Annotated in this window: 17 protein-coding genes and 1 tRNA gene; 10 read left to right on the forward strand and 8 right to left on the reverse strand. The window is 64.2% G+C overall.

The genetic code is table 11. The features are described 5' to 3' along the window. Positions 1–45 precede the first annotated feature (45 nt). Together BN973_RS00110 and BN973_RS00115 are read left to right on the forward strand one after the other, a co-directional pair. On the forward strand, positions 46–1068 hold the full coding sequence (locus tag BN973_RS00110) for an ArsA-related P-loop ATPase (RefSeq protein WP_036465144.1): 1023 nt from the start codon (positions 46–48) through the stop codon (positions 1066–1068). Continuing rightward, positions 1065–2222, forward strand: a complete 1158-nt coding sequence (locus BN973_RS00115; protein ID WP_036465145.1) for an ArsA family ATPase — start codon at positions 1065–1067, stop codon at positions 2220–2222. The genes BN973_RS00110 and BN973_RS00115 overlap by 4 nt, the downstream gene beginning before the upstream one ends. 287 nt (positions 2223–2509) lie before the next feature. On the opposite strand, the gene BN973_RS00120 is transcribed toward BN973_RS00115, so the two are convergent. Then, positions 2510–2860, reverse strand: a complete 351-nt coding sequence (locus BN973_RS00120) for a WhiB family transcriptional regulator (protein WP_025736346.1) — start codon at positions 2858–2860, stop codon at positions 2510–2512. A gap of 359 nt (positions 2861–3219) precedes the next feature. Here BN973_RS00120 and ponA2 point away from each other — a divergent pair, with 359 nt between their 5' ends. From ponA2 to BN973_RS00140, 4 genes are all read left to right on the forward strand, one after another. Next, positions 3220–5646 carry a transglycosylase/D,D-transpeptidase PonA2 gene (gene ponA2 / locus BN973_RS00125; RefSeq protein ID WP_036465149.1) on the forward strand — a complete coding sequence of 809 codons (2427 nt, stop codon included), beginning with the start codon at positions 3220–3222 and terminating at the stop codon, positions 5644–5646. A gap of 46 nt (positions 5647–5692) precedes the next feature. Then, positions 5693–6652 carry a metallophosphoesterase gene (locus BN973_RS00130; protein WP_036465151.1) on the forward strand — a complete coding sequence of 320 codons (960 nt, stop codon included), beginning with the start codon at positions 5693–5695 and terminating at the stop codon, positions 6650–6652. Further along, entirely contained in the window at positions 6649–7755 is a 1107-nt protein-coding gene (gene cds1 / locus BN973_RS00135; RefSeq protein ID WP_036465152.1) for an L-cysteine desulfhydrase Cds1, read from the forward strand. Before BN973_RS00130 ends, cds1 begins: the two co-directional genes overlap by 4 nt. 70 nt (positions 7756–7825) lie before the next feature. Beyond that, positions 7826–7902: transfer RNA gene (locus BN973_RS00140), tRNA-Pro, on the forward strand. 303 nt (positions 7903–8205) lie between these two features. Here BN973_RS00140 and BN973_RS30890 read toward each other — a convergent pair. Both BN973_RS30890 and BN973_RS00145 read right to left on the reverse strand, forming a co-directional pair. Further along, positions 8206–9015, reverse strand: coding sequence for a hypothetical protein (locus tag BN973_RS30890; RefSeq protein WP_139830090.1), 810 nt, complete (start codon positions 9013–9015; stop codon positions 8206–8208). 208 nt (positions 9016–9223) lie between these two features. Then, positions 9224–10717: a P-loop ATPase, Sll1717 family gene (locus BN973_RS00145; RefSeq protein WP_036465154.1), complete on the reverse strand. Its 1494-nt coding sequence runs from the start codon at positions 10715–10717 to the stop codon at positions 9224–9226. Between the two features lie 242 nt (positions 10718–10959). Between BN973_RS00145 and BN973_RS00150 the strand changes: the two genes are divergently transcribed. Together BN973_RS00150 and BN973_RS00155 are read left to right on the forward strand one after the other, a co-directional pair. Further along, on the forward strand, positions 10960–12174 hold the full coding sequence (locus tag BN973_RS00150; protein ID WP_232232161.1) for a COG4705 family protein: 1215 nt from the start codon (positions 10960–10962) through the stop codon (positions 12172–12174). A 14-nt stretch (positions 12175–12188) separates the two neighbouring features. Further along, entirely contained in the window at positions 12189–13607 is a 1419-nt protein-coding gene (locus tag BN973_RS00155; protein WP_051641511.1) for a sensor histidine kinase, read from the forward strand. Here the strand turns inward: BN973_RS00155 and BN973_RS00160 are convergent. After that, complete coding sequence (locus tag BN973_RS00160) at positions 13553–14257, reverse strand: response regulator transcription factor (protein WP_036465158.1); 705 nt, start codon at positions 14255–14257, stop codon at positions 13553–13555. The two genes, BN973_RS00155 and BN973_RS00160, sit on opposite strands and share 55 nt — an antisense overlap. Positions 14258–14474: 217 nt before the next feature. Between BN973_RS00160 and BN973_RS00165 the strand changes: the two genes are divergently transcribed. Further along, positions 14475–15308: a COG4705 family protein gene (locus BN973_RS00165; protein WP_051641041.1), complete on the forward strand. Its 834-nt coding sequence runs from the start codon at positions 14475–14477 to the stop codon at positions 15306–15308. A 22-nt stretch (positions 15309–15330) separates the two neighbouring features. Here BN973_RS00165 and BN973_RS00170 read toward each other — a convergent pair whose 3' ends face one another. Genes BN973_RS00170 through BN973_RS00180 form a run of 3 tightly spaced genes read right to left on the reverse strand, consistent with a single transcriptional unit; the run spans position 15331 to position 18007 of the window. After that, positions 15331–15648 (reverse strand): DUF732 domain-containing protein, encoded by a 318-nt coding sequence (locus tag BN973_RS00170; protein WP_036465160.1) that lies wholly within the window; start codon positions 15646–15648, stop codon positions 15331–15333. Positions 15649–15655: 7 nt separating this feature from the next. After that, positions 15656–16858, reverse strand: coding sequence for a PPE family protein (locus BN973_RS00175; RefSeq protein WP_036465162.1), 1203 nt, complete (start codon positions 16856–16858; stop codon positions 15656–15658). 15 nt (positions 16859–16873) lie between these two features. Next, positions 16874–18007, reverse strand: a complete 1134-nt coding sequence (locus BN973_RS00180) for a PPE family protein (protein ID WP_036465164.1) — start codon at positions 18005–18007, stop codon at positions 16874–16876. 552 nt (positions 18008–18559) lie between these two features. On the opposite strand from BN973_RS00180, the gene BN973_RS00185 reads away from it, so the two are divergent. After that, positions 18560–19102 (forward strand): hypothetical protein, encoded by a 543-nt coding sequence (locus BN973_RS00185; protein ID WP_036465166.1) that lies wholly within the window; start codon positions 18560–18562, stop codon positions 19100–19102. Positions 19103–19151: 49 nt separating this feature from the next. Here BN973_RS00185 and BN973_RS00190 read toward each other — a convergent pair whose 3' ends face one another. Next, a complete protein-coding gene (locus BN973_RS00190; RefSeq protein WP_036465168.1) occupies positions 19152–19532 on the reverse strand; it encodes a thiol-disulfide oxidoreductase DCC family protein in 381 nt (126 codons plus the stop codon). Positions 19533–19537 lie beyond the last annotated feature (5 nt).

Genomic DNA, 19537 nt, shown 5'->3' on the forward strand with positions numbered 1-19537 from the left:
GCTACCCGATTTGCGGGGGCCTCGAACGGCTCGGGCTAGCATGCGATGGTGGCAACCACTTCTAGCGGCAGCGCTGCCGTCGGCTGGCCGGCACGACTGTCGAAGGCCCGCTTGCACTTCGTCACCGGCAAAGGCGGGACGGGCAAATCGACGATCGCGGCCGCGCTGGCACTGACGCTGGCGGCGGGCGGACGCAAAGTGCTGCTGGTGGAAGTGGAGGGTCGCCAAGGGATTGCACAACTCTTCGACGTTCCGCCACTGCCCTACCAAGAGCTCAAGATCGCCACCGCCGAGCGCGGCGGCCAGGTCAACGCCCTGGCGATCGACATCGAGGCCGCGTTTCTGGAATACCTCGACATGTTCTACAACCTCGGCATCGCGGGACGGGCGATGCGACGTATCGGTGCGATCGAGTTCGCGACGACGATCGCGCCGGGCCTGCGTGACGTGCTGCTCACCGGCAAGATCAAGGAAACCGTAGTCCGCAAGGACAAGAACAAGCTGCCCGTGTACGACGCGATCGTCGTCGACGCACCACCGACCGGGCGCATCGCCCGCTTCCTGGACGTCACCAAAGCGGTGTCGGATCTGGCCAAGGGCGGGCCGGTGCACTCGCAAAGCGAGGGCGTGGTCAAGCTGCTGCACTCCGATCAGACCGCTATCCACTTGGTCACGCTGCTCGAAGCGCTGCCGGTGCAGGAGACGATGGAAGCCATCGAGGAGCTTGCCGAGATGCAGCTGCCGATCGGCAGCGTGATCGTGAACCGCAACATTCCAGCGTACCTCGAGCCCCGTGACCTGGCCAAGGCCGCGGAGGGCGACGTCGACGCCGACGCGGTGCGCGCCGGTTTGAAGACAGCCGGAATCGAGCTGGGCGACAACGACTTTGCCGGGTTGTTGACCGAGACCATTCAGCACGCGACCCGGATCACCGCGCGGGCCGAGACCGCGCAACAGCTCGACGCGCTGCAGGTGCCGCGGCTGGAGTTGCCCGCGATCTCCGACGGTGTCGACCTCGGCAGCCTGTACGAGCTGTCGGAATCGCTTGCACAGCAGGGAGTTCGATGAGCGTCACACCGAAAACCCTGGACATGGCGGCAATTCTGGCCGACCGGGCCAACCGCGTGGTGGTGTGTTGCGGCGCCGGCGGCGTGGGCAAGACAACCACTGCGGCCGCTATGGCCCTGCGCGCGGCCGAATATGGCCGTACCGTATGCGTTTTGACGATCGATCCGGCCAAACGGCTCGCACAGGCGCTGGGAGTCAACGACCTCGGCAATACGCCGCAGCGGGTACCGCTGGCACCGGAGGTCTCCGGCGAGCTGCACGCGATGATGCTCGACATGCGCCGCACGTTCGACGAAATGGTGATCCAGTACTCCGGAGCCGCTCGCGCACAAGCGATCTTGGACAACCAGTTCTATCAGACGGTCGCCACGTCCCTGGCCGGTACGCAGGAGTACATGGCAATGGAGAAACTCGGCCAGTTGCTGAGCGAGGACCGCTGGGACCTGGTGGTGGTGGATACTCCGCCGTCGCGCAATGCGCTGGACTTCTTGGACGCACCCAAACGCCTGGGCAGCTTCATGGATAGCCGACTGTGGCGGTTGCTGCTCGCGCCGGGGCGGGGCATCGGCAAATTGGTCACCGGCGCAATGGGTTTGGCGATGAAGGCGCTCTCGACGGTGCTGGGATCGCAGATGCTGGGCGACGCGGCGGCGTTCGTGCAGTCGCTGGACGCCACCTTCGGCGGCTTCCGCGAAAAGGCGGACCGCACGTATTCGCTGTTGAAAAGGCGCGGCACCCAGTTCGTCGTGGTGTCGGCGGCCGAACCCGATGCGCTGCGCGAGGCTTCCTTCTTCGTCGACCGGCTGTCGCAAGAGAGCATGCCGCTGGCGGGACTGATTTTGAACCGCACTCATCCCCTGTTGTGCGCACTGCCGGTCGAGCGGGCGATCGACGGCATCGAGTCGCTGAAGTCTGACGCGGACTCCGATGCCTCATCGTTGGCCACGGTCGTGCTGAAGATTCATGCCGAGCGGGGCCAGACCGCCAAGCGCGAGATCCGGCTGCTGTCACGATTCACCGGGGCCAACCCGCACGTGCCGGTGGTGGGCGTCCCGTCGTTGCCGTTCGACGTATCGGACCTGGAAGCCCTGCGTGCGCTGGCCGATCAGATCACTTCGGTCGGCGACGATGCGGCCCGCGCCGCCGACCGCTGAACACGCGTCAAAAAAAGAACGCCCCCTCGGGGGCGATCCTGGCTGCTCAGCAGGGGCGACGAAGCTTGTTCAACAGGGCGCTGAGCGGTTGCCAAAAATTCGGGCGACTGGTGGCGGTTTCACACAGAATCAGCAAAATCGGCGAATTGCGATCTCGCACAAGCTACTTCGAGTTAGAGTTCCTATTGCACATGCGCTAAATCCAACGCGCCCTGTAACAGTTCTGTAATAATAAGTTTCGGCCTAACAGTGCGCCGCGACAGTGCGGCGCACCCGCTCTCAAAGCGTCAGCTGACGCCGCGGTTGCGGCGCTTGTCGAAGAAATCGGACCACGAAACGACCTCGGGGTGCTGCTTGAGCAGTGCGCGGCGTTGCCGCTCGGTCATACCGCCCCAGACGCCGAACTCGACCTTGTTGTCCAGCGCGTCGGCTCCGCATTCCTGCATCACCGGGCAGTGCCGGCAAATCACCGCGGCCTTACGCTGGGCGGCACCCCGAACGAAGAGTTCATCGGGGTCAGTGGTCCGGCATAATGCTTGGGACACCCAGGCAATTCGTTCTTCAGCATCAACACTGCGCAGCACCCCCTGCGCCGCTGCAATGTTGGTTCGGCGTGCCGCCGGTCGTGTTCCTGACACGAGCTGTTCCCTTCCTCCCGGTCGCCTTTACGACCGCCCTCCTCGGGTAGCAGATCATCGTTGCGATCTACACCACACTGTGCTGATCGGTGTTACCTGAATCTCACCGTCTGTATAAGTTAGGTGGTCAGGAGCCAATTGCGCAACAGTCTGATAACGCTTTTTTTGGGACGGGCGTGCCGTCTTGTCCTTGAGCGTAGAGGGGATCATGAGATTGGGTACCCCTTTTTGGTAGCTGATATGTGACGCGATCGGGAACATCCCAACCCGTTGGCGGCAAAGCTGCAGGTCACACGATCTAGATCCGCCGTGCGGATCAACGGCGCGTCGCGCGACAGGGGGCGGTTACTGTAGTACGCATGTCAGACCGCCCCCCGGCAACTCTCACAATTCTTAAGCTTGCCGGCTGCTGTCTGCTGGCCAGTGTGGTCGCCACCGCGCTGATGTTCCCGATGGCCGGCGGGTTGGGGCTGATGTCCAACCGGGCCTCCGAGGTGGTCGCCAATGGCTCGGCCCAGCTGCTCGAGGGGCAAGTGCCCGCCGTCTCCACCATGGTCGACGCCAAGGGCAACACGATCGCGTGGCTGTACGAGCAGCGCCGCTTCGAGGTGCCCACCGACAAGATCGCCAACACGATGAAGCTGGCGATCGTCTCGATCGAGGACAAGCGCTTCGCCGAACACAATGGGGTGGACTGGAAGGGGACATTGACCGGGCTGGCGGGTTACGCATCCGGCGACGTCGACACCCGAGGCGGTTCGACTATCGAACAGCAGTACGTCAAGAACTACCAACTCTTGGTGACCGCGAAGACAGACGCCGAAAAGCGCGCGGCCGTCGAAACCACCCCGGCGCGCAAGCTGCGCGAGATCCGGATGGCGCTCACGCTCGACAAGACGTTCACCAAGCCGGAGATCCTGACCCGTTACCTGAACCTCGTCTCGTTCGGTAACGGCTCGTTCGGGGTGCAGGACGCCGCGCAGACCTACTTCGGTATCAACGCGTCGGATCTGAACTGGCAGCAGGCGGCGCTGCTGGCGGGCATGGTCCAGTCGACCAGCACGCTCAACCCGTACACCAACCCCGACGGCGCGCTGGCCCGGCGGAACCTGGTGCTCGACACGATGATCGAGAACCTGCCCCAGGAGGCCGACGCGCTGCGGGCCGCCAAGGCGACGCCGCTGGGGATCCTGCCGCAGCCCAACGAACTGCCTCGGGGCTGCATCGCCGCCGGGGACCGCGCCTTCTTCTGCGACTACGTCCAGGAGTACCTGTCCCGCGCCGGGATCAGTAAGGAACAGGTGGCCCGGGGCGGCTACCTGATCCGCACCACGCTGGATCCCGACGTGCAGATCCCGGTCAAATCGGCCATCGACAAGTTCGCCAGTCCTACCCTGCCCGGCATCTCGAGCGTGATGAGCGTGATCCGGCCCGGCAAGGATGCGCACAAGGTGATGGCCATGGCCAGCAACCGGACCTACGGCCTTGACGTCGACGCCGGCCAGACCATGCGCCCGCAGCCTTTCTCGCTCGTCGGCGACGGCGCGGGGTCGGTGTTCAAGATCTTCACCACCGCCGCCGCACTGGACATGGGGATGGGCATCAACGCCACCCTCGATGTGCCGCCGCGGTTCCAGGCCAAGGGACTGGGTAGCGGTGGGGCCAAGGGCTGTCCCAAGGACACCTGGTGTGTGGTCAACGCCGGTAACTACCGCGGGTCGATGAACGTGACCGAGGCGTTGGCCACCTCGCCCAACACGGCATTCGCCAAGCTGATCTCGCAGGTCGGGGTGACGCGCACGGTGGACATGGCGGTCAAGCTCGGGCTGCGGTCCTACGTCGATCCCGGCACGGCCCGCGACTACAACCCCGACAGCAACGAGAGCCTGGCCGACTTCGTCAAGCGCCAGAACATCGGGTCGTTCACGTTGGGCCCGATCGAGGTGAACGCGCTGGAGCTGTCGAACGTCGCGGCCACGTTGGCCTCCGGCGGGGTGTGGTGCCCGCCCAACCCGATCGACAAGCTGATCGACCGCAACGGCAACGAAGTCGCCGTGACCACCCAGACCTGCGACCAGGTGGTGCCCGAAGGGTTGGCCAACACCCTGGCCAATGCGATGAGCAAGGACGCGACGGGCGGCGGGACCGCGGCCGGCTCGGCCGGCGCCGCGGGGTGGGACCTGCCGATGTCCGGAAAGACGGGCACCACCGAGGCGCACCGCTCGTCCGGGTTCGTCGGGTTCACCAGCCGCTACGCCGCGGCCAACTACATCTATGACGACTCCACCTCGCCGACGGACCTGTGCTCGGCCCCGTTGCGGCACTGCGGCGAGGGCGACCTGTACGGCGGTAACGAGCCCGCGCGGACCTGGTTCACCGCCATGAAGCCGATCGCCACCAGCTTCGGCGACATCAAACTGCCGCCGACCGATCCCCGCTACGTCGAGGGCTCACCGGGCTCACGGGTGCCCAGCGTCGCGGGCATGGACATCGACGCCGCGCGCTCGCGCCTGCGGGAGGCCGGCTTCCAGGTCGCCGACCAGACCAACTCGGTCAACAGCACCGCGAAGCTGGGCGAGGTGGTGGGAACCTCGCCGTCGGGCAATACGATCCCCGGCTCGGTCGTCACCATTCAAGTCAGCAACGGCATCCCGCCGGCTCCGCCTCCGCCACCGGAAGGTGCGCCGCTGCCGATCGGCTCACAGGTCGTGGAAATCCCCGGGTTACCGCCGATCACCATTCCGCTGCTGGCGCCGCCGCCGCCACCCGGACAGCCACCGCCATAGGCGCGCAACACGCTCCTGAGTCCGCAACCGGCAGTAGGCTGCGTGCATGGCTGATGTTTTGCCCTCCCTGATCCGCACCGGCGCTGTCGCGCTCGGTTCGACCGTCGCCGGGATCGGTTACGCCGCAGTCGTTGAGCGCAACGCCTTCGTCCTGCGCGAGATAACCATGCCCGTGTTGTCGCCGGGTTCCACGCCGCTGCGCGTACTGCATATCAGCGACCTGCACATGATGCCCAACCAGCGCCGGAAGCAGGCCTGGCTGCGCGAGCTGTCCGGCTGGGAGCCCGACCTGGTCGTCAACACCGGCGACAACCTGGCCCACCCCAAAGCGGTCCCCGCGGTCATTCAGGCGCTGGGCGATCTGCTGTCACGTCCCGGCGTCTTCGTCTTCGGCAGCAACGACTACTTCGGGCCGCGCCTGAAAAACCCGCTGAACTACCTGACCCATCCGTCACACCGGGCCAAGGGCGAACCGCTGCCCTGGCAGGACCTGCGGGCGGCGTTCACCGAGCGTGGCTGGCTTGACCTGACCCACACTCGCCGCGAGTTCGAGGTGGCCGGCCTGCACCTGGCCGCGGCGGGTGTGGACGACCCGCACATCGACCGCGACCGCTACGAGACGATCGCGGGCCCGGCCAGTCCGGCGGCGAATCTGCGGCTGGGATTGGTGCACTCCCCCGAGCCGCGTGTGCTGGATCGTTTCGCCGCCGACGGCTACCAGCTGGTGATGGCCGGACACACGCACGGCGGGCAACTGTGCCTGCCGTTCTACGGCGCGCTGGTGACCAACTGCGGGCTGGACCGCACCCGCGCCAAGGGGCCGTCGCGCTGGGGCGCGAACATGCAGTTGCATGTCTCCGCGGGACTGGGCACCTCCCCGTTCGCGCCGGTGCGGTTCTGCTGCCGCCCCGAAGCGACCCTGCTGACGTTGATCGCCGCCCCGATGGGCGGACGGGACTCCAGCAGTAACTTGGGCCGCTCGCAGCCGGCGGCATCCCTGCGTTGAGCGATCGAACCCGGCTCGCGGTCCGCAGTCTGTCCCGCAGCTGGACGGACAATGCGATCCGGCTGATCGAGGCGGACGCCCGTCGCAGTGCCGACACGCACCTGTTGCGCTACCCGCTGCCGTCGGCCTGGTGCACCGACGTCGACATCGCGCTGTACCTCAAGGACGAGTCGACGCATATCACCGGCAGCCTCAAGCACCGGCTGGCGCGCTCGTTGTTCCTCTATGCGCTGTGCAACGGCTGGATCGGTGAGGGCACCACGGTCGTCGAGGCGTCGTCGGGGTCCACGGCGATCTCCGAGGCGTACTTCGCGTCCCTGCTGGGGCTGCCGTTCGTCGCCGTGATGACGGAGAGCACCAGCGCGTCCAAGGTTGCGCTGATCGAATCACAAGGCGGCCGTTGCCATTTCGTGCAGAACTCCAGCGAGGTGTACGCCGAGGCGCAGCGCGTCGCGCGGGAGACCGGCGGCCACTACATGGACCAGTTCACCAACGCCGAGCGGGCCACCGACTGGCGCGGCAACAACAACATCGCCGAGTCGATCTTCGCGCAGCTGCGCGACGAGAAGTACCCGATCCCGGAGTGGATTGTCGTCGGCGCGGGCACCGGCGGAACCAGCGCGACGATCGGCCGCTACATCCGCTACCGGCGCCACGCCACCGGGCTGTGCGTCGTCGACCCGGAGAACTCCGCGTTCTTCCCCGCCTACGCGCAGCAGCGCTACGACCTCGTGATGCCGACGTCGTCGCGGATCGAGGGGGTCGGGCGGCCCCGGGTCGAACCGTCGTTTCTGCCCGACGTGGTCGACCGCATGGTCGCGGTGCCCGACGCCGCGTCCGTTGCCGCCGCCCGCCACGTCAGTGCCGTGCTGGGGCGGCGGGTGGGGCCGTCGACGGGAACCAATCTGTGGGGTGCCTTCGGTCTGCTCGCAGAGATGGTCGCCGCCGGTCGCAGCGGCTCGGTGGTCACGCTGATCGCCGACAGCGGCGACCGCTACGCAGACACCTATTTCAGCGACGAGTGGGTCGCCGACCAAGGGCTCGATCTGGCCGGCCCGGCCGCCGCGCTCGTCGAATTCGAGCGCAACTGCCGCTGGACCTAGCGCTCGGAGGCCCCCAGCCAGCGGTTTGGGCAGTCGGCGGGCCGGTGCGATAGGCTGTCGAGGCTTCAAGCGGGGTGTGGCGCAGCTTGGTAGCGCGCTTCGTTCGGGACGAAGAGGCCGTGGGTTCAAATCCCGCCACCCCGACCAGTTTTGTGGCTGGCAAGTTGGGAATTCTTTCCAGCTTTGGTCCGGTGTTATGGGTCGCGGAAATCGTGGTGGTTTAGGTATTTCGGCCCGCCCTCCGCTCCGATGCTCAAGCTCCAGTCGGCGCTCGATCGCTCTGGAAGGCCCGAGAAGGCCGACCATTCCCTCGGCGGGTCTACAGGCCTGTGCGATCCCGCCGGCCATTACGCTGCAGCGAATGAGCGCCACCAGTGACCGGCCAGGCCGGATGCCTTGAGTGAGCCGCAACCGGTCCTCAGGCAGTCGCCAGAAGACTGTCAGTGGCGCCTACCGCGCGGCCTGAGATGGTTCTTCTGCTTCTACGATTGGAGGTGGCGCGTCTTTATTCCCCTTGCCGGCCCACTGCGCGAGGACGTTAAATACTTTCAAAATTGCGAGCAATAAACGTAACTTGATCGGCAGTTCAAGCTTGCTTCCTGTGGGCGCCGATTTCGGGTCAGGAGACCAATCTGAATAACGATTGCCAGAGAGAAAGCTGTCAACTCCGCGCTCGACCATTTCAGCAATCTGAATATCGGTAGCTGATCCCAGTCTATCTTTCACCGTTTTACGATAAGGCTCAGGGAATTTGCTATACAAATCTTCAAGCACTTCGTTGTGGATGGATTCAGCGACGCTGTCACGTACTAAATTGATCGCTGTTGCACGACTGCTCGTTTCAATTCTATTTTTCAACCAGTCAGTTAGCTTTACTACAGAGTATCGGTAGACAACTGCCACGATTGCCATCGTCAAGGCAACGGCAGCTGCCGCAAAGGGCCATATCAGATGCTTTGTCGTGATACCCAGGACGATGGTAATTGTCAAAATTATGATTACTATGATCAATACCCCACCGGAGAATATATAAAGTCCGATCTTGTCTTCTACGGATAGGAAAAGCGCACGCTTGTCCACGTAATGCGCTAAGGAGATGTGAACAAGTGACGGGCACGGCAGCTTTTCTAAAATCGCGAGGTCTTGAAGAAGGATTTCTCTACGACTTTTACGATCTTTCCAGAGACCTATTAGGGCGGAAACTATCACTCCGCTTGCCGCGATGATGGCGACACACAGCTTCAGGGTCCAGTCGCTCATCCCTGTAACGGTGCCAGATGTCAGCGATTATCGTCTTCCTCGACACGCGCTTGCATTGCGCCATCGAACCGCTGGCTGGGTTGAGAGGGGCGATATGCGGCTCGGCGAAAGAGCAAAGGCAGAGAGACGGGGTCGCACTAGTCAGCATTACGCCTGTTGTGGAGGGACTGATGTGACGGGAACTCGACTCGGCTACGCCGGTGCAGCATCAGCCTTTCGCTTCACGAGTGCCGAGATAGGTCCGAAACATCGGATGCACCTGGAAGCGCTTGATGGGGCTTAGATTCAGAGTGGCCACCTGATAGGCACCCAAGTAAGTGCTCCCGCTCCGGACATGACCTTTAATTCCGCCCACGGCCTGCGCACGTAGGAAACCTATTCGCCAAAGAACGTCGATGAGAGCGTGGGGCTCCATTTCATTGAGCCATCGTAGAGAGTCAGAAGCAGAACGATCTTGAAGAATTAGCTCCATACAGAGCTCTTCCAACGTCTCGCGATCTAGAGTGTGCGGCAGCCCACGGAAGGCTTCAAACACTTTTAATAAGTCCGGATATTGCAGGCGAAACTCTGCCGCGATATCCTTTGCGCGATCTTCCGAGTAGATTGGTTCAGCAATAGAAATTAATCCATAACCTAGGGGAAGCTCCTGCCCAGCCTCCCTGGCCGCATCAGTCACTTGGCTACAGAACTGTATTATCTCACGGGGCCGATATAGAGTGCGGTCAACTAGATAGTTAAAGGACTTACTCTGTCTGTAGTTTAGGACATCGGTAAAGAATTGCGCCCATAGGAAGTCATCGGATGGCAAAGGATTCCAATAATTCTTTGGATACCTTCTAACCAAGCTATAACGCAAGCGAGCGCAGATAAGCTTCCGAAGGCCGTCCTCATCCCACCTAATGTACTCGATTAAGTCCCGATACTTCTGCGCATCTTCGTATAGAGCAGGGATATTCTCGTATAGTTCCTGCCTTAAGCTCATATACACAGTCAGGTTGGTTGAGAGCTGATTGATCGACAGGCAGGCCTGAAAGAGTCCCGCTACAAACGCTTGTGCATCTTCGCTTGCGTCCCATCCGCGGTCCAGTTCGTCTACGAATACTATGACACGCTTCGAAGCCAGGACCTCCTTCAAGGCGGGAAGTAGATTGTTAATCTCCTCCAACTTATACAACTTCTCGAGTTCTCGTGTTTGCAGAGCGGCTTCGTACTTGCCGATCTTCACACCTTCGATGCGCTTCAAGTACGAAATTAGCGACGATAGCTTGCTCGGCTGGCCCCCGCTATGGTTATCGCGAATATATCGAGTAATCGCCCCGAGCGAGCTTTTCTTCGTTACGCCGCTAGTGTTCGTCGCAATACTTTTCATAACAGAGACATAGATTAGATATTTCCATGCAACTGAGTAAGCGCCATGCTTGGCCCAGGAACCTTCGCGCTCGCTTGCCATAAGCTCTTGGAGTAGCTCATAGGAGTAGTCTTCCGGTGCGAGATCAATAACAATTGTCGCTTGAGATTTGGCCTTTTTAGCCAGGATCTGAAATATCGCGCTCTTGCCCGCACCTCTATTGCCGATAATTATCGTTTTTGTGCGGTCAGCCACACGTCGATATGCTTCGCTTTCGACGAAGTACTCTTCGAGTCCTTTTTCAATATCCCGCTCGGCGGCGGGCGCTCCAAGACTTACGTGACTAAGTCTCATTGATTGCAACCTGGCCAATTTACTGTTTCCTCGATGTTTGAACAGATCGTTAGCAACTTCACCAATTATTCTGATGCCGTTTCAGCAATCTTAGGACGCGCAAGCCCCTGTGGCACGGATTTGGCGGCGCTGATCGAAGGAGTCGGCTGGCAATTCCTAAGCGTTGACTCAGCGACTCGTCTGTACCTTCGGGCGCCATGAGTCAGACAATGCCTTCCCCTGCCGTTAAAACTCCCCGCGTGATGCTCAGCAAGGTTCCTGAGGTCACGGTGTGGTTCTGGATCATCAAGATCCTCTGCACGACCGTCGGCGAGAGCTTCGCCGATTGGATCAGTACCACTGTGGGACTTGGCCTTAACGTCACCGCGCTGATCTTCACCGTCGCCCTCGGGGTCGTCCTCGGCTTCCAGTTGGTGCTCGACCGCTACCTGCCGACCGTCTACTGGCTGGCGGTTGTCGTGCTGAGCATCACGGGCACGCTGTACACCGACCTGCTGACCGACGAGCTCCATATACCGCTGGCGGTGAGCACGGCCGTGTTCGCGGCGGCGTTGGCCGTTGTCTTCGCGATCTGGTACATGCGGGAGCACACCCTGTCCATCCACAGCATCGTCACCACACCGCGGGAGTTGTTCTACTGGCTGGCCGTGCTGGTCACGTTCGCCCTGGGCACTGCCGTGGGCGACTGGACGCTGCAGCTCACCGGTTGGGGGCCGGGCACCTCGGTGCTGCTGCCGGCTGGCCTCATCGCATCGATTGCGATCGGCTGGCGGGCGGGCGCCAACCCGGTGCTGTCCTTCTGGCTGGCCTACATTCTGACCCGTCCGCTGGGCGCCAACCTCGGCGACTGGCTGGCCTCCTCCCCGGCCAACCACGGTCTGGGCTGGGGAACCACGATCACCAGCGCCATCTTTTTGGCCGCGATCCTCGCCACGGTCGGGTATCTGATGGTCAGCCGCACCGACGTCATCGGCAGCGAACTCCCAACCCGCGCAACGACTGTCACCACGACACCCGTACGCGAGCGGCTGATGCTCGGTTACTACGCGATGGTGGCAGTCGTCACCGGTGCGGTGCTGATCTGGGGCGGCCAGGGTCATTCCGGCGCCGAGGAAGGCGACGAGGAATCGGACGCAGCTCCCGCGATCACCGCCCCCGCCGCGCCCGGACAACTCACGGCGGCCTTCCCGCCGGCCGAGGTCGCCAGATTCCGATCCATCACCCAGGACACGCTTTCCAAGTTGCAGGCCGGCGATCAGGGCGGCGCGCAGACCCGCATCACCGACCTGGAAACGGCGTGGGATGACGACGAGTCGAAGTTGAAGCCGATGGACCGAAACGCGTGGCACACCCTCGACAAGCAGATCGATGGCGTGCTGGCCGCCGTGCGGGCCCGCACCCCGAACCCGGCCATCGAGACACAGCAGCTGACCGCGTTGTTGACGGCCCTGCGGTAGTACGGTCCGTGCTGATGGCACATTCAGGCCGGAAGCCGACGCTGTTGCACCCACGCGCGTGGAGCATCTCGGCGCGCTCGGCATTGGTCTCGGCGACCGTCATCCTGGTGGCGTTGGCCGTGGCCGGCGCGATCCTGCTGTTGGTGCTGTACTTCGCGTTGATTTCGGCCGCCGACGACGCCGCGGCGAGTCGCCTTCGCGACATCGCCAAGACGCTGCAGTCGGAGACCACGCCCGATATCGATCCGCCGCTGCTGGCCACCGACCAACGCATCGTCGCCGTGCAAATTCTCGACGGGGCCGGCCATTCGGTGGCCTCGTCGAGTTCCACACCGGAGCCCCCGATGGTGGCACTCGACGCGCTCGGAAGCACTCCCCGGATCGGGATCACGGGCGCCGCGGTGCGGATGCGCGAGGTCCGGGTATCGGGGCAGGCGCTCGACACGCCGACCGGACGTTACCTCGTGCTTGTCGGCGCCGGCACCGAGGACGTGGAGACCACCGTGTTCGCGGTGGCGATCGGCCTGGCCGCGGCCGCGCCGTTGGTGATCGCGGCGGCGGGCGTGGCCACCTACCTGCTGGTGCGACGGTCGCTGAGGTCGGTGGAGGCGATTCGCTCCCGCGTTGCCGACATCAGCGCTTCCGACCTTGCGGAGCGGGTGCCAGAACCACCCCAGCGTGACGAAATCTTCACGCTGGCAACGACAATGAACCAGATGCTTTCCCGTCTCGAATCCAGCCAAGCCGCCCAGCGCCGGTTCATCGCCGACGCCTCCCATGAGCTGCGCAGCCCGCTGTCCACCGTGATCTCGGCGCTCGAGGTCGGCGTCGCTCACCCCGAACTGCTCGACGATTCACTCGCTGTCGACACCCTGCTGCCGGAAGCGCGACGGATGCAGACCCTGGTGGAAGACCTGTTGTTGTTGGCCCGCGCCGACGAACGAGGATTGGCGCTTCGTCACGCGGACACCGACATCGACGATCTGGTCGTCACCGAGGTCACCCGGCTGCGGCGCGAGACGGCGCTGGACGTGCACGCCGAACTCGCCCCGACGCGGCTAGTCGGTGACGCGGGCGCGCTGGCGCGCGTGCTGCGCAACCTTCTCGACAATGCGGCGCGACATGCGACGTCGCGGGTGGAGGTGACCGTGCGACCCGAGGCCGGTCAAGCCTGCCTGACCGTGGCCGACGACGGCCCCGGGATCGCACCGGCCGACCGGCAAAGGGTGTTCGAGCGGTTCGTGCGACTGGACGCCGACCGCTCCCGCAGCGGCGGGGGCACGGGACTCGGACTGGCCATCGTGTTCGAAATCGTGGCCGCGCACGGCGGTAGCGTGCGGATCGACGACCGTCCCGGCGGCGGCACCGCGGTGATCGTTCAGCTCCCGCTGGACGCCTCGACGCCGGCGTCGTCCTCGGCGTCCAGCCGGTAGCCGACGCCCCGTACTGTCGCAATTGTGTTGGTGCCGAACGGGAAATCGATCTTGCGCCGCACATAGAAGACGTAGACCTCGACGAGGTTGTCGTCACCGGAGAAGTGCGGGTCCCAGACGTTGTGCAAGATATCGGTCTTACTCACCACGGTGCCCTTGTTGCGCATCAGATAGTGCAGCAGCCCGTACTCGCGCGGTGTCAACGCGATCAAGTCGTCGTTGCGGCGCACGATGCGCCGCGCCGGATCCAGCGACAAGGTGCCCGCGGTCAACACGACCGGACGGTGCGGGGCGCCGCGGCGAACCAGCGCCCGCAGCCGCGCGACCAGCACGATGAACGAAAACGGTTTGGTCAGATAGTCGTCGGCGCCCAAGTCGAACGCGTCCGCCTGCTCATAGTCGCCGTCTTTGGCAGACAACATCAACACCGGTGTCCACACCTGCGCCGCACGCATCCGGCGCACCACCTCGTAGCCGCTGATACCCGGCAGCATGATGTCCAAAATGATTGCGTCAAAACGGTTCTCGGTAGCCTCCCACAGCCCATCGTGGCCGTTGTCGGCAGTCGTCACCACACATCCCTCGGCGCGCAAACCCATCGTCAGCGTCGCCGCCAGCCGCGGCTCGTCCTCGACGACCAGCACCTTCACCCGCTCGACTCCTTCTTTGTCGGCGCTAGGCCACAAGACCCCTGGCAATCATCTTGCGCCTGGTCGAGCCCCATCGGACCACGGTGGCAAAAGAACGCTGAGAAAGCGCTTAGGATCGCGCTCTCAGCGTCCTCTCAACTCGGCTGGGCGAGGATGAATACAGCGCCGGCAGACGCCGCGCGGCAGACACGGTCCGCACATCGACAGGTGATCACCCATGAGCGAGATGACGAAGCATGCGTTGAGCAAGGTTCCGGCGGTCACCCTTGGCTTTTGGGTCATCAAGGTGTTGGCGACGACGCTGGGCGAGACGGGCGGCGACACCGTCACGATGACGCTGGATTGGGGATATCTGGCCGGTGTGGCGCTGTTCGGCGGCACGCTGGTGGCGCTGGTCGTCGCGCAGATTTTGGCCAGGCGCTATCACGCAATCCTGTACTGGCTCACCATTGTCGCGTCGACGACGTTCGGCACCGTGCTGGCCGACTTCGCCGACCGCTCGCTCGGGATCGGCTACGCGGGCGGATCGCTGCTACTGCTGTTCTTCCTGCTGGCCACCCTCGGGCTCTGGTATTGGTCGCAGGGATCGGTGTCGGTGAATACCGTCTCGACGCCGAAAGTCGAAGCGTTCTACTGGGCCACCATCACCTTTTCCCAGACCCTGGGCACGGCGCTCGGCGATTGGCTCGCCGACGACGGCGGCCTCGGCTACGAGGGCGGGGCACTGGTGTTCGGCGTCGCGTTGCTCGTGGTCGCGGGCCTGTACTTCTGGACGAGCATTTCGCGCGTCACCCTGTTCTGGCTGGCTTTCATCCTGACTCGGCCCCTCGGCGCGACCGTCGGCGATTTCCTCGACAAACCCGTCGACCACGGCGGCCTCAACCTGAGCCGCCCGCTGGCCTCTGCGGTGCTCGCCGGCGTCATCATCGTCCTGCTGATCGTGCTGCCGCAGCGGCCGGGCCAGCATCCCGGCGCGGAGCAAGACGCCGAGGCGACGGAATCGGACGCGGTCGACGAGGCCTCGCGCGATGCCGGTCCCCGCACCAGCTGACCGAGCTATCAGGGTCCGCTGCCTAATTTCCGCTGCCGCCGGTGTCGAGAAGTTCGGGGCAGTAAGCACTAGCGGCAGCGTGGGCGAACCGAGCGGCTTTGGCCATGGTGAAGGCCGGGTTGAGATCTTTGATGTCCCGGACGATGTCGAGCTGCGCGGTCCCTGAGCTAGCCAAATCGCAAACCTTTTGGCCCGCCTTGATCGCACGGTCCGGGCTCTGATAGGTGATGCCCGCGTTGCTGAGCGCGGCGAGAAACGCATCGTCAGACGAGTCGGCGTGAGCGGGTGCGGCCAGGCCGACCACGGCGACGACGGTTACCAGACGCGGTACGGCTTTCATCTGTCCCCTAACCTGCGGCCGGAGGGCGCCCGATGACGCGGGGGCGGAACCCGTAGATGGGGTCGGCGAATTCGTCTTCGTGAGGACCGGGAATGCCGGCCAGCGGGACCCCGGGCATGCCCACTGCCCCTACCTCTTCCATCACCATCGGGGTGGCGGCGCCAAAGCCGTGGTATGCCCCGGCCCCGATCCGAGTCGTCGTGGCAACCGTGCTGACCGTACCGCCGGCGCCGGCCCAACTCGCCGGGGCGGAAAGGGTTCCCACCAAGCTGGCCTGGCCCAAGGCCGCCGATGCTCCCGCGCCGGGCAAACTCGTCGTCGCGGACGCCAGCGCGGGTGCACTGGCAAGACCCGCGGCCAAGTCCTCCAGCCCCGACGTGCTTGCGCCGACTGCACCCAGGCCGTTGATCGTCACCCATGAATCGACAAATGCCGTCGGGTTCAGGATCCCGTTGGTGGTGAAAGCGTTGGACAGGCCCGAGACGGAGGCGTTGTTGAGGAAGGCCCCGATCAGATTCTCGTTGGAGTTGCTGAAAAGGTTCATAATGCCGGCAAGGCCCTCGGTGGACGTATTCGAATTGGGCGAAAGGCCAAGCCAATCCCAGATACTGGTCGCCTGAGTCGCAGCAGGCGCCGCCAGGGCGTTGTCGACCGCCTCGGCCTGCCGGGCCCTCCCGCCCACGGTGGTGTCGGACTGCGGTTGGCTGAACGGCGTCATCTCGCTGGCGGCGCGCGACGCGCTGCTGTAGCTGGTCATTGCCGAGGCATCCTGTGCCCACATCTCGCCATACTGGGCTTCGGTGGTCGCGATCGCCCCGGTGTTTTGACCGAAGATGTTGCTCGCCACCAGGTTTGCCTGCAAGCTGCGGTTGGCCGCGACGACCGGCGGGGGCACTGTCGCGGCAATCGCCGCCTCATATGCGGCGGCCGCCGCGTTGGCCTGCGCGCCGGCTTGCTCAGCCGCCGCCGCGGTGGTCTCCAGCCACTCGACATAGGGTTGGACCGCCGCCGCCATCTTCACCGAAGCCGGGCCCAGCCAGCCCTCACTAACCAGCGAGTTGATTACTGCATCGTAACTGGTTGCCGCGGAACGCAATTCAGTAGCCATGGCATTCCATGCGGCCGCGGCCGCCAGCATTGATCCCGCCCCAGGGCCGGCGTACATCTTCGCCGAGTTGACTTCCGGCGGTAACGCCCCAAAATTCAACATCACATTTCTCCTGAATTAACCGGCCGCCGGCGGACGCGGGATGACGACGGGTCGAATCCCGTACCTGGGGATGGAGCGGCGTAACCGGCGGCCGCCGGCGCCCAACGGTCCTGCGACACCGCCCGGCCCGCCCGCCGCGGACGATCCGATGTCACTGAGCCCGGTGACCGGCGCCGCCGCTTGAGCTGCAGTGATGTTGGAGGCGGTGACCCAGCTCGGGGGCACCGACATCGACCCCACCAGATGCGCGTTCCCTACCCGGGCCGATGCGCCGGACCCGCCGGCCAACGAGACGGTGTTGGATGCCAGGGCGGCAGTCCCGGCGCCTTCGGCGCCGAAGCCGAACTCCTCCAGTCCCGACATGATGGTGGCGCTCGAACCCAAAGCACCCACACCCACCGCCGATGCCAGGATGGTTTGCGGGTTGAACGGACCGCCGCCAAGCGAACCGGTGATGACCGAGTTGCTGAGAAAGGTGCTCCCCAGAAAGCTTCCCAGCGCGCTGCTGTTCGACCCGTCCAACAGACCCGTCAGGTAGTCAGTCAAAGATCCTTGGGGTGCCGCGGCCGCCGCGTTGACCGCATGCGAGACGGCCTCATTTTGTTCGGCCACCGCGTCGGGGGTGGTGGTGGTCCGCGGCGAAGTGAACGGCGTCAGCTGTGCCGCGGAGTTCGACGCCATGGCGTAGCCATTCATCGCTCCGGCATCCTGGGCCCACATTTCGGCGTACTGGGCTTCGGCGGCCGCGATCGCCGGCGTGTTTTGGCCGAAGATGTTGGTAGCCACCAAGTTCGCCAGCAAAGTGCGGTTGGCCGCCACGACAGGCGGGGGCACGGTCATCGCGAACGCAGCCTCGAAAGCCGTCGCGGCCGCGTTGGCCTGCATGCCGGTCTGCTCGGCCTGCGCGGCAGTGGTGTTGAGCCACGCGATATAGGGCGCGGCCGCAGCGAACATCGACGTCGATGACGGACCGCACCAGCCTGCGCTGATCAGGTCCCCGATCACCGAGCCGTAAGCTGTTGCTGCCAATCGCATTTCGGCGGCCAGCGCGTACCAGGTGGCGGCAGCCGCCAGCAATGGTCCCGACCCGGGGCCGGAATACATTCTGGCCGAATTGACTTCCGGCGGTAACGCCGCGAAATTCAGCATGGTTCCCTCGCCGACTTACGGAGGGTGGTGGCGTCGGACGGGTGTGGGAATGACCGGGCACCGGTATCGCCGCCCTGAAAGACAGCGGCGCAACGGTCAGTGTGCATTGGGTTCATCAGCGGTCTCCGTACTGGATGTCGTGAAGCGCGCGCCTGCGGCCGCGTCGGCGGGTGCTTCACACGGGTCGTTGTGCCGGCCACCGAGCGGACCGTCGCGAATCGATCCGGCTCCGCGGAGAGGGAAAATCGTCGTCAATCAGCGGTACTAATCGGTGTTGCTCACGGCGCCCGAGGCTACAGATTCGTCGCTGAGTCAGCGCTGAGGAATTATTGGAATACGGCCTGTATCAGCCGATAGTTTTCCGCCAGAGCGTTCCCCGGCGTGCGTGCTGATGATTTCGGGTGTTTGCTCGGGTCATTCCGCAGCAGTCACGGGGTCGATCGGTCCGGCTAACACGGCGGGTCACGATCGGCTCGCTCAAGCATGGCCGTCGGCCGGGTTCAGCGATCGTCGCCTCGCCGGGGAACGCACCGCGCACTAAACTTGGCGCGCATGGCGTCGGTCAGGCCGATCTCCGGGCAGCATGGGATCCGTCAGCACGCGAACAACGAATTCCCTTACCACCCAACTCTTTTAGAGATCGCGCAACGGCAACAGGAACTCGACGTCTGGGAGGCGCTGCAGGTCGGCGGCTACGGATTCGCCAAACCCGGCACCATCATCAGCTTCCTGGTCTCGGCGGTGACGCTGTTTTTCGCGCTCAGCCCGATCCCGCCGAACTGGCCGTGGAACATCCCGCTGGTCATCGTGGCCATCTTCGGGGCGGTGGCGATGGTGGTCTGTGGCCTCTTGTGGTTCGACACTCCCCAAGCCGGCCCCCGCCCGGAACAGCTGGCGATCGTGCCGTTCGCGCGGGCGGAAAACCTGTACCTGATGAACGGCCAACCCGTCGAGCCGTATCTCGCGCACTGCGCCTGCCCCGGCTGCGGCGACGAGTCCACCCATCTTGTTCGTCAGCCCGTCGAGGGCGAGCCGGAGTGGTCGACGGTCACCCGACAGTGCCGCGTCTGCGGTCGGGAATGGGCACAGAATTAGATTACGGACCGCATCGGATCGAAAACCCAGCGCCCAGAATGTATTTCGGCTAGGAGCAACGCTCGGGCTCGGCCTCGCACAGCGGCGTCGCACCGCGGAAGCGGTAGCGATGCGCCGCCACCCAGCGGTAGATGGCGTTCTGCGCGGCGCCGACGCCGGGGATCCGATAGATCCACAGCGGGACACGGGTGCCCAGCGCCGCGGACAGCGCGGCATTCATTGCGTGCGCCCCGGCCAAGATCGCGCCGGAAGAATCGACCCACCAAGCGGATTCGAGCATTCGGTCGTCGGTGACGCCGAGCCGATCGGCCATCCCGGGGCTCTGCATCGGTTCGATGCGGAGCATCCCCGTCCGATCCCACCGAACCAACGCGTTGACCGCCCGAGTGCACACCCCGCACCGGCCGTCGAAGACTAGGACGCCGTGCATCCTTC

Origin of the sequence: Mycobacterium triplex, assembly GCF_000689255.1 — a bacterium.
Lineage (GTDB): Bacteria > Actinomycetota > Actinomycetes > Mycobacteriales > Mycobacteriaceae > Mycobacterium > Mycobacterium triplex.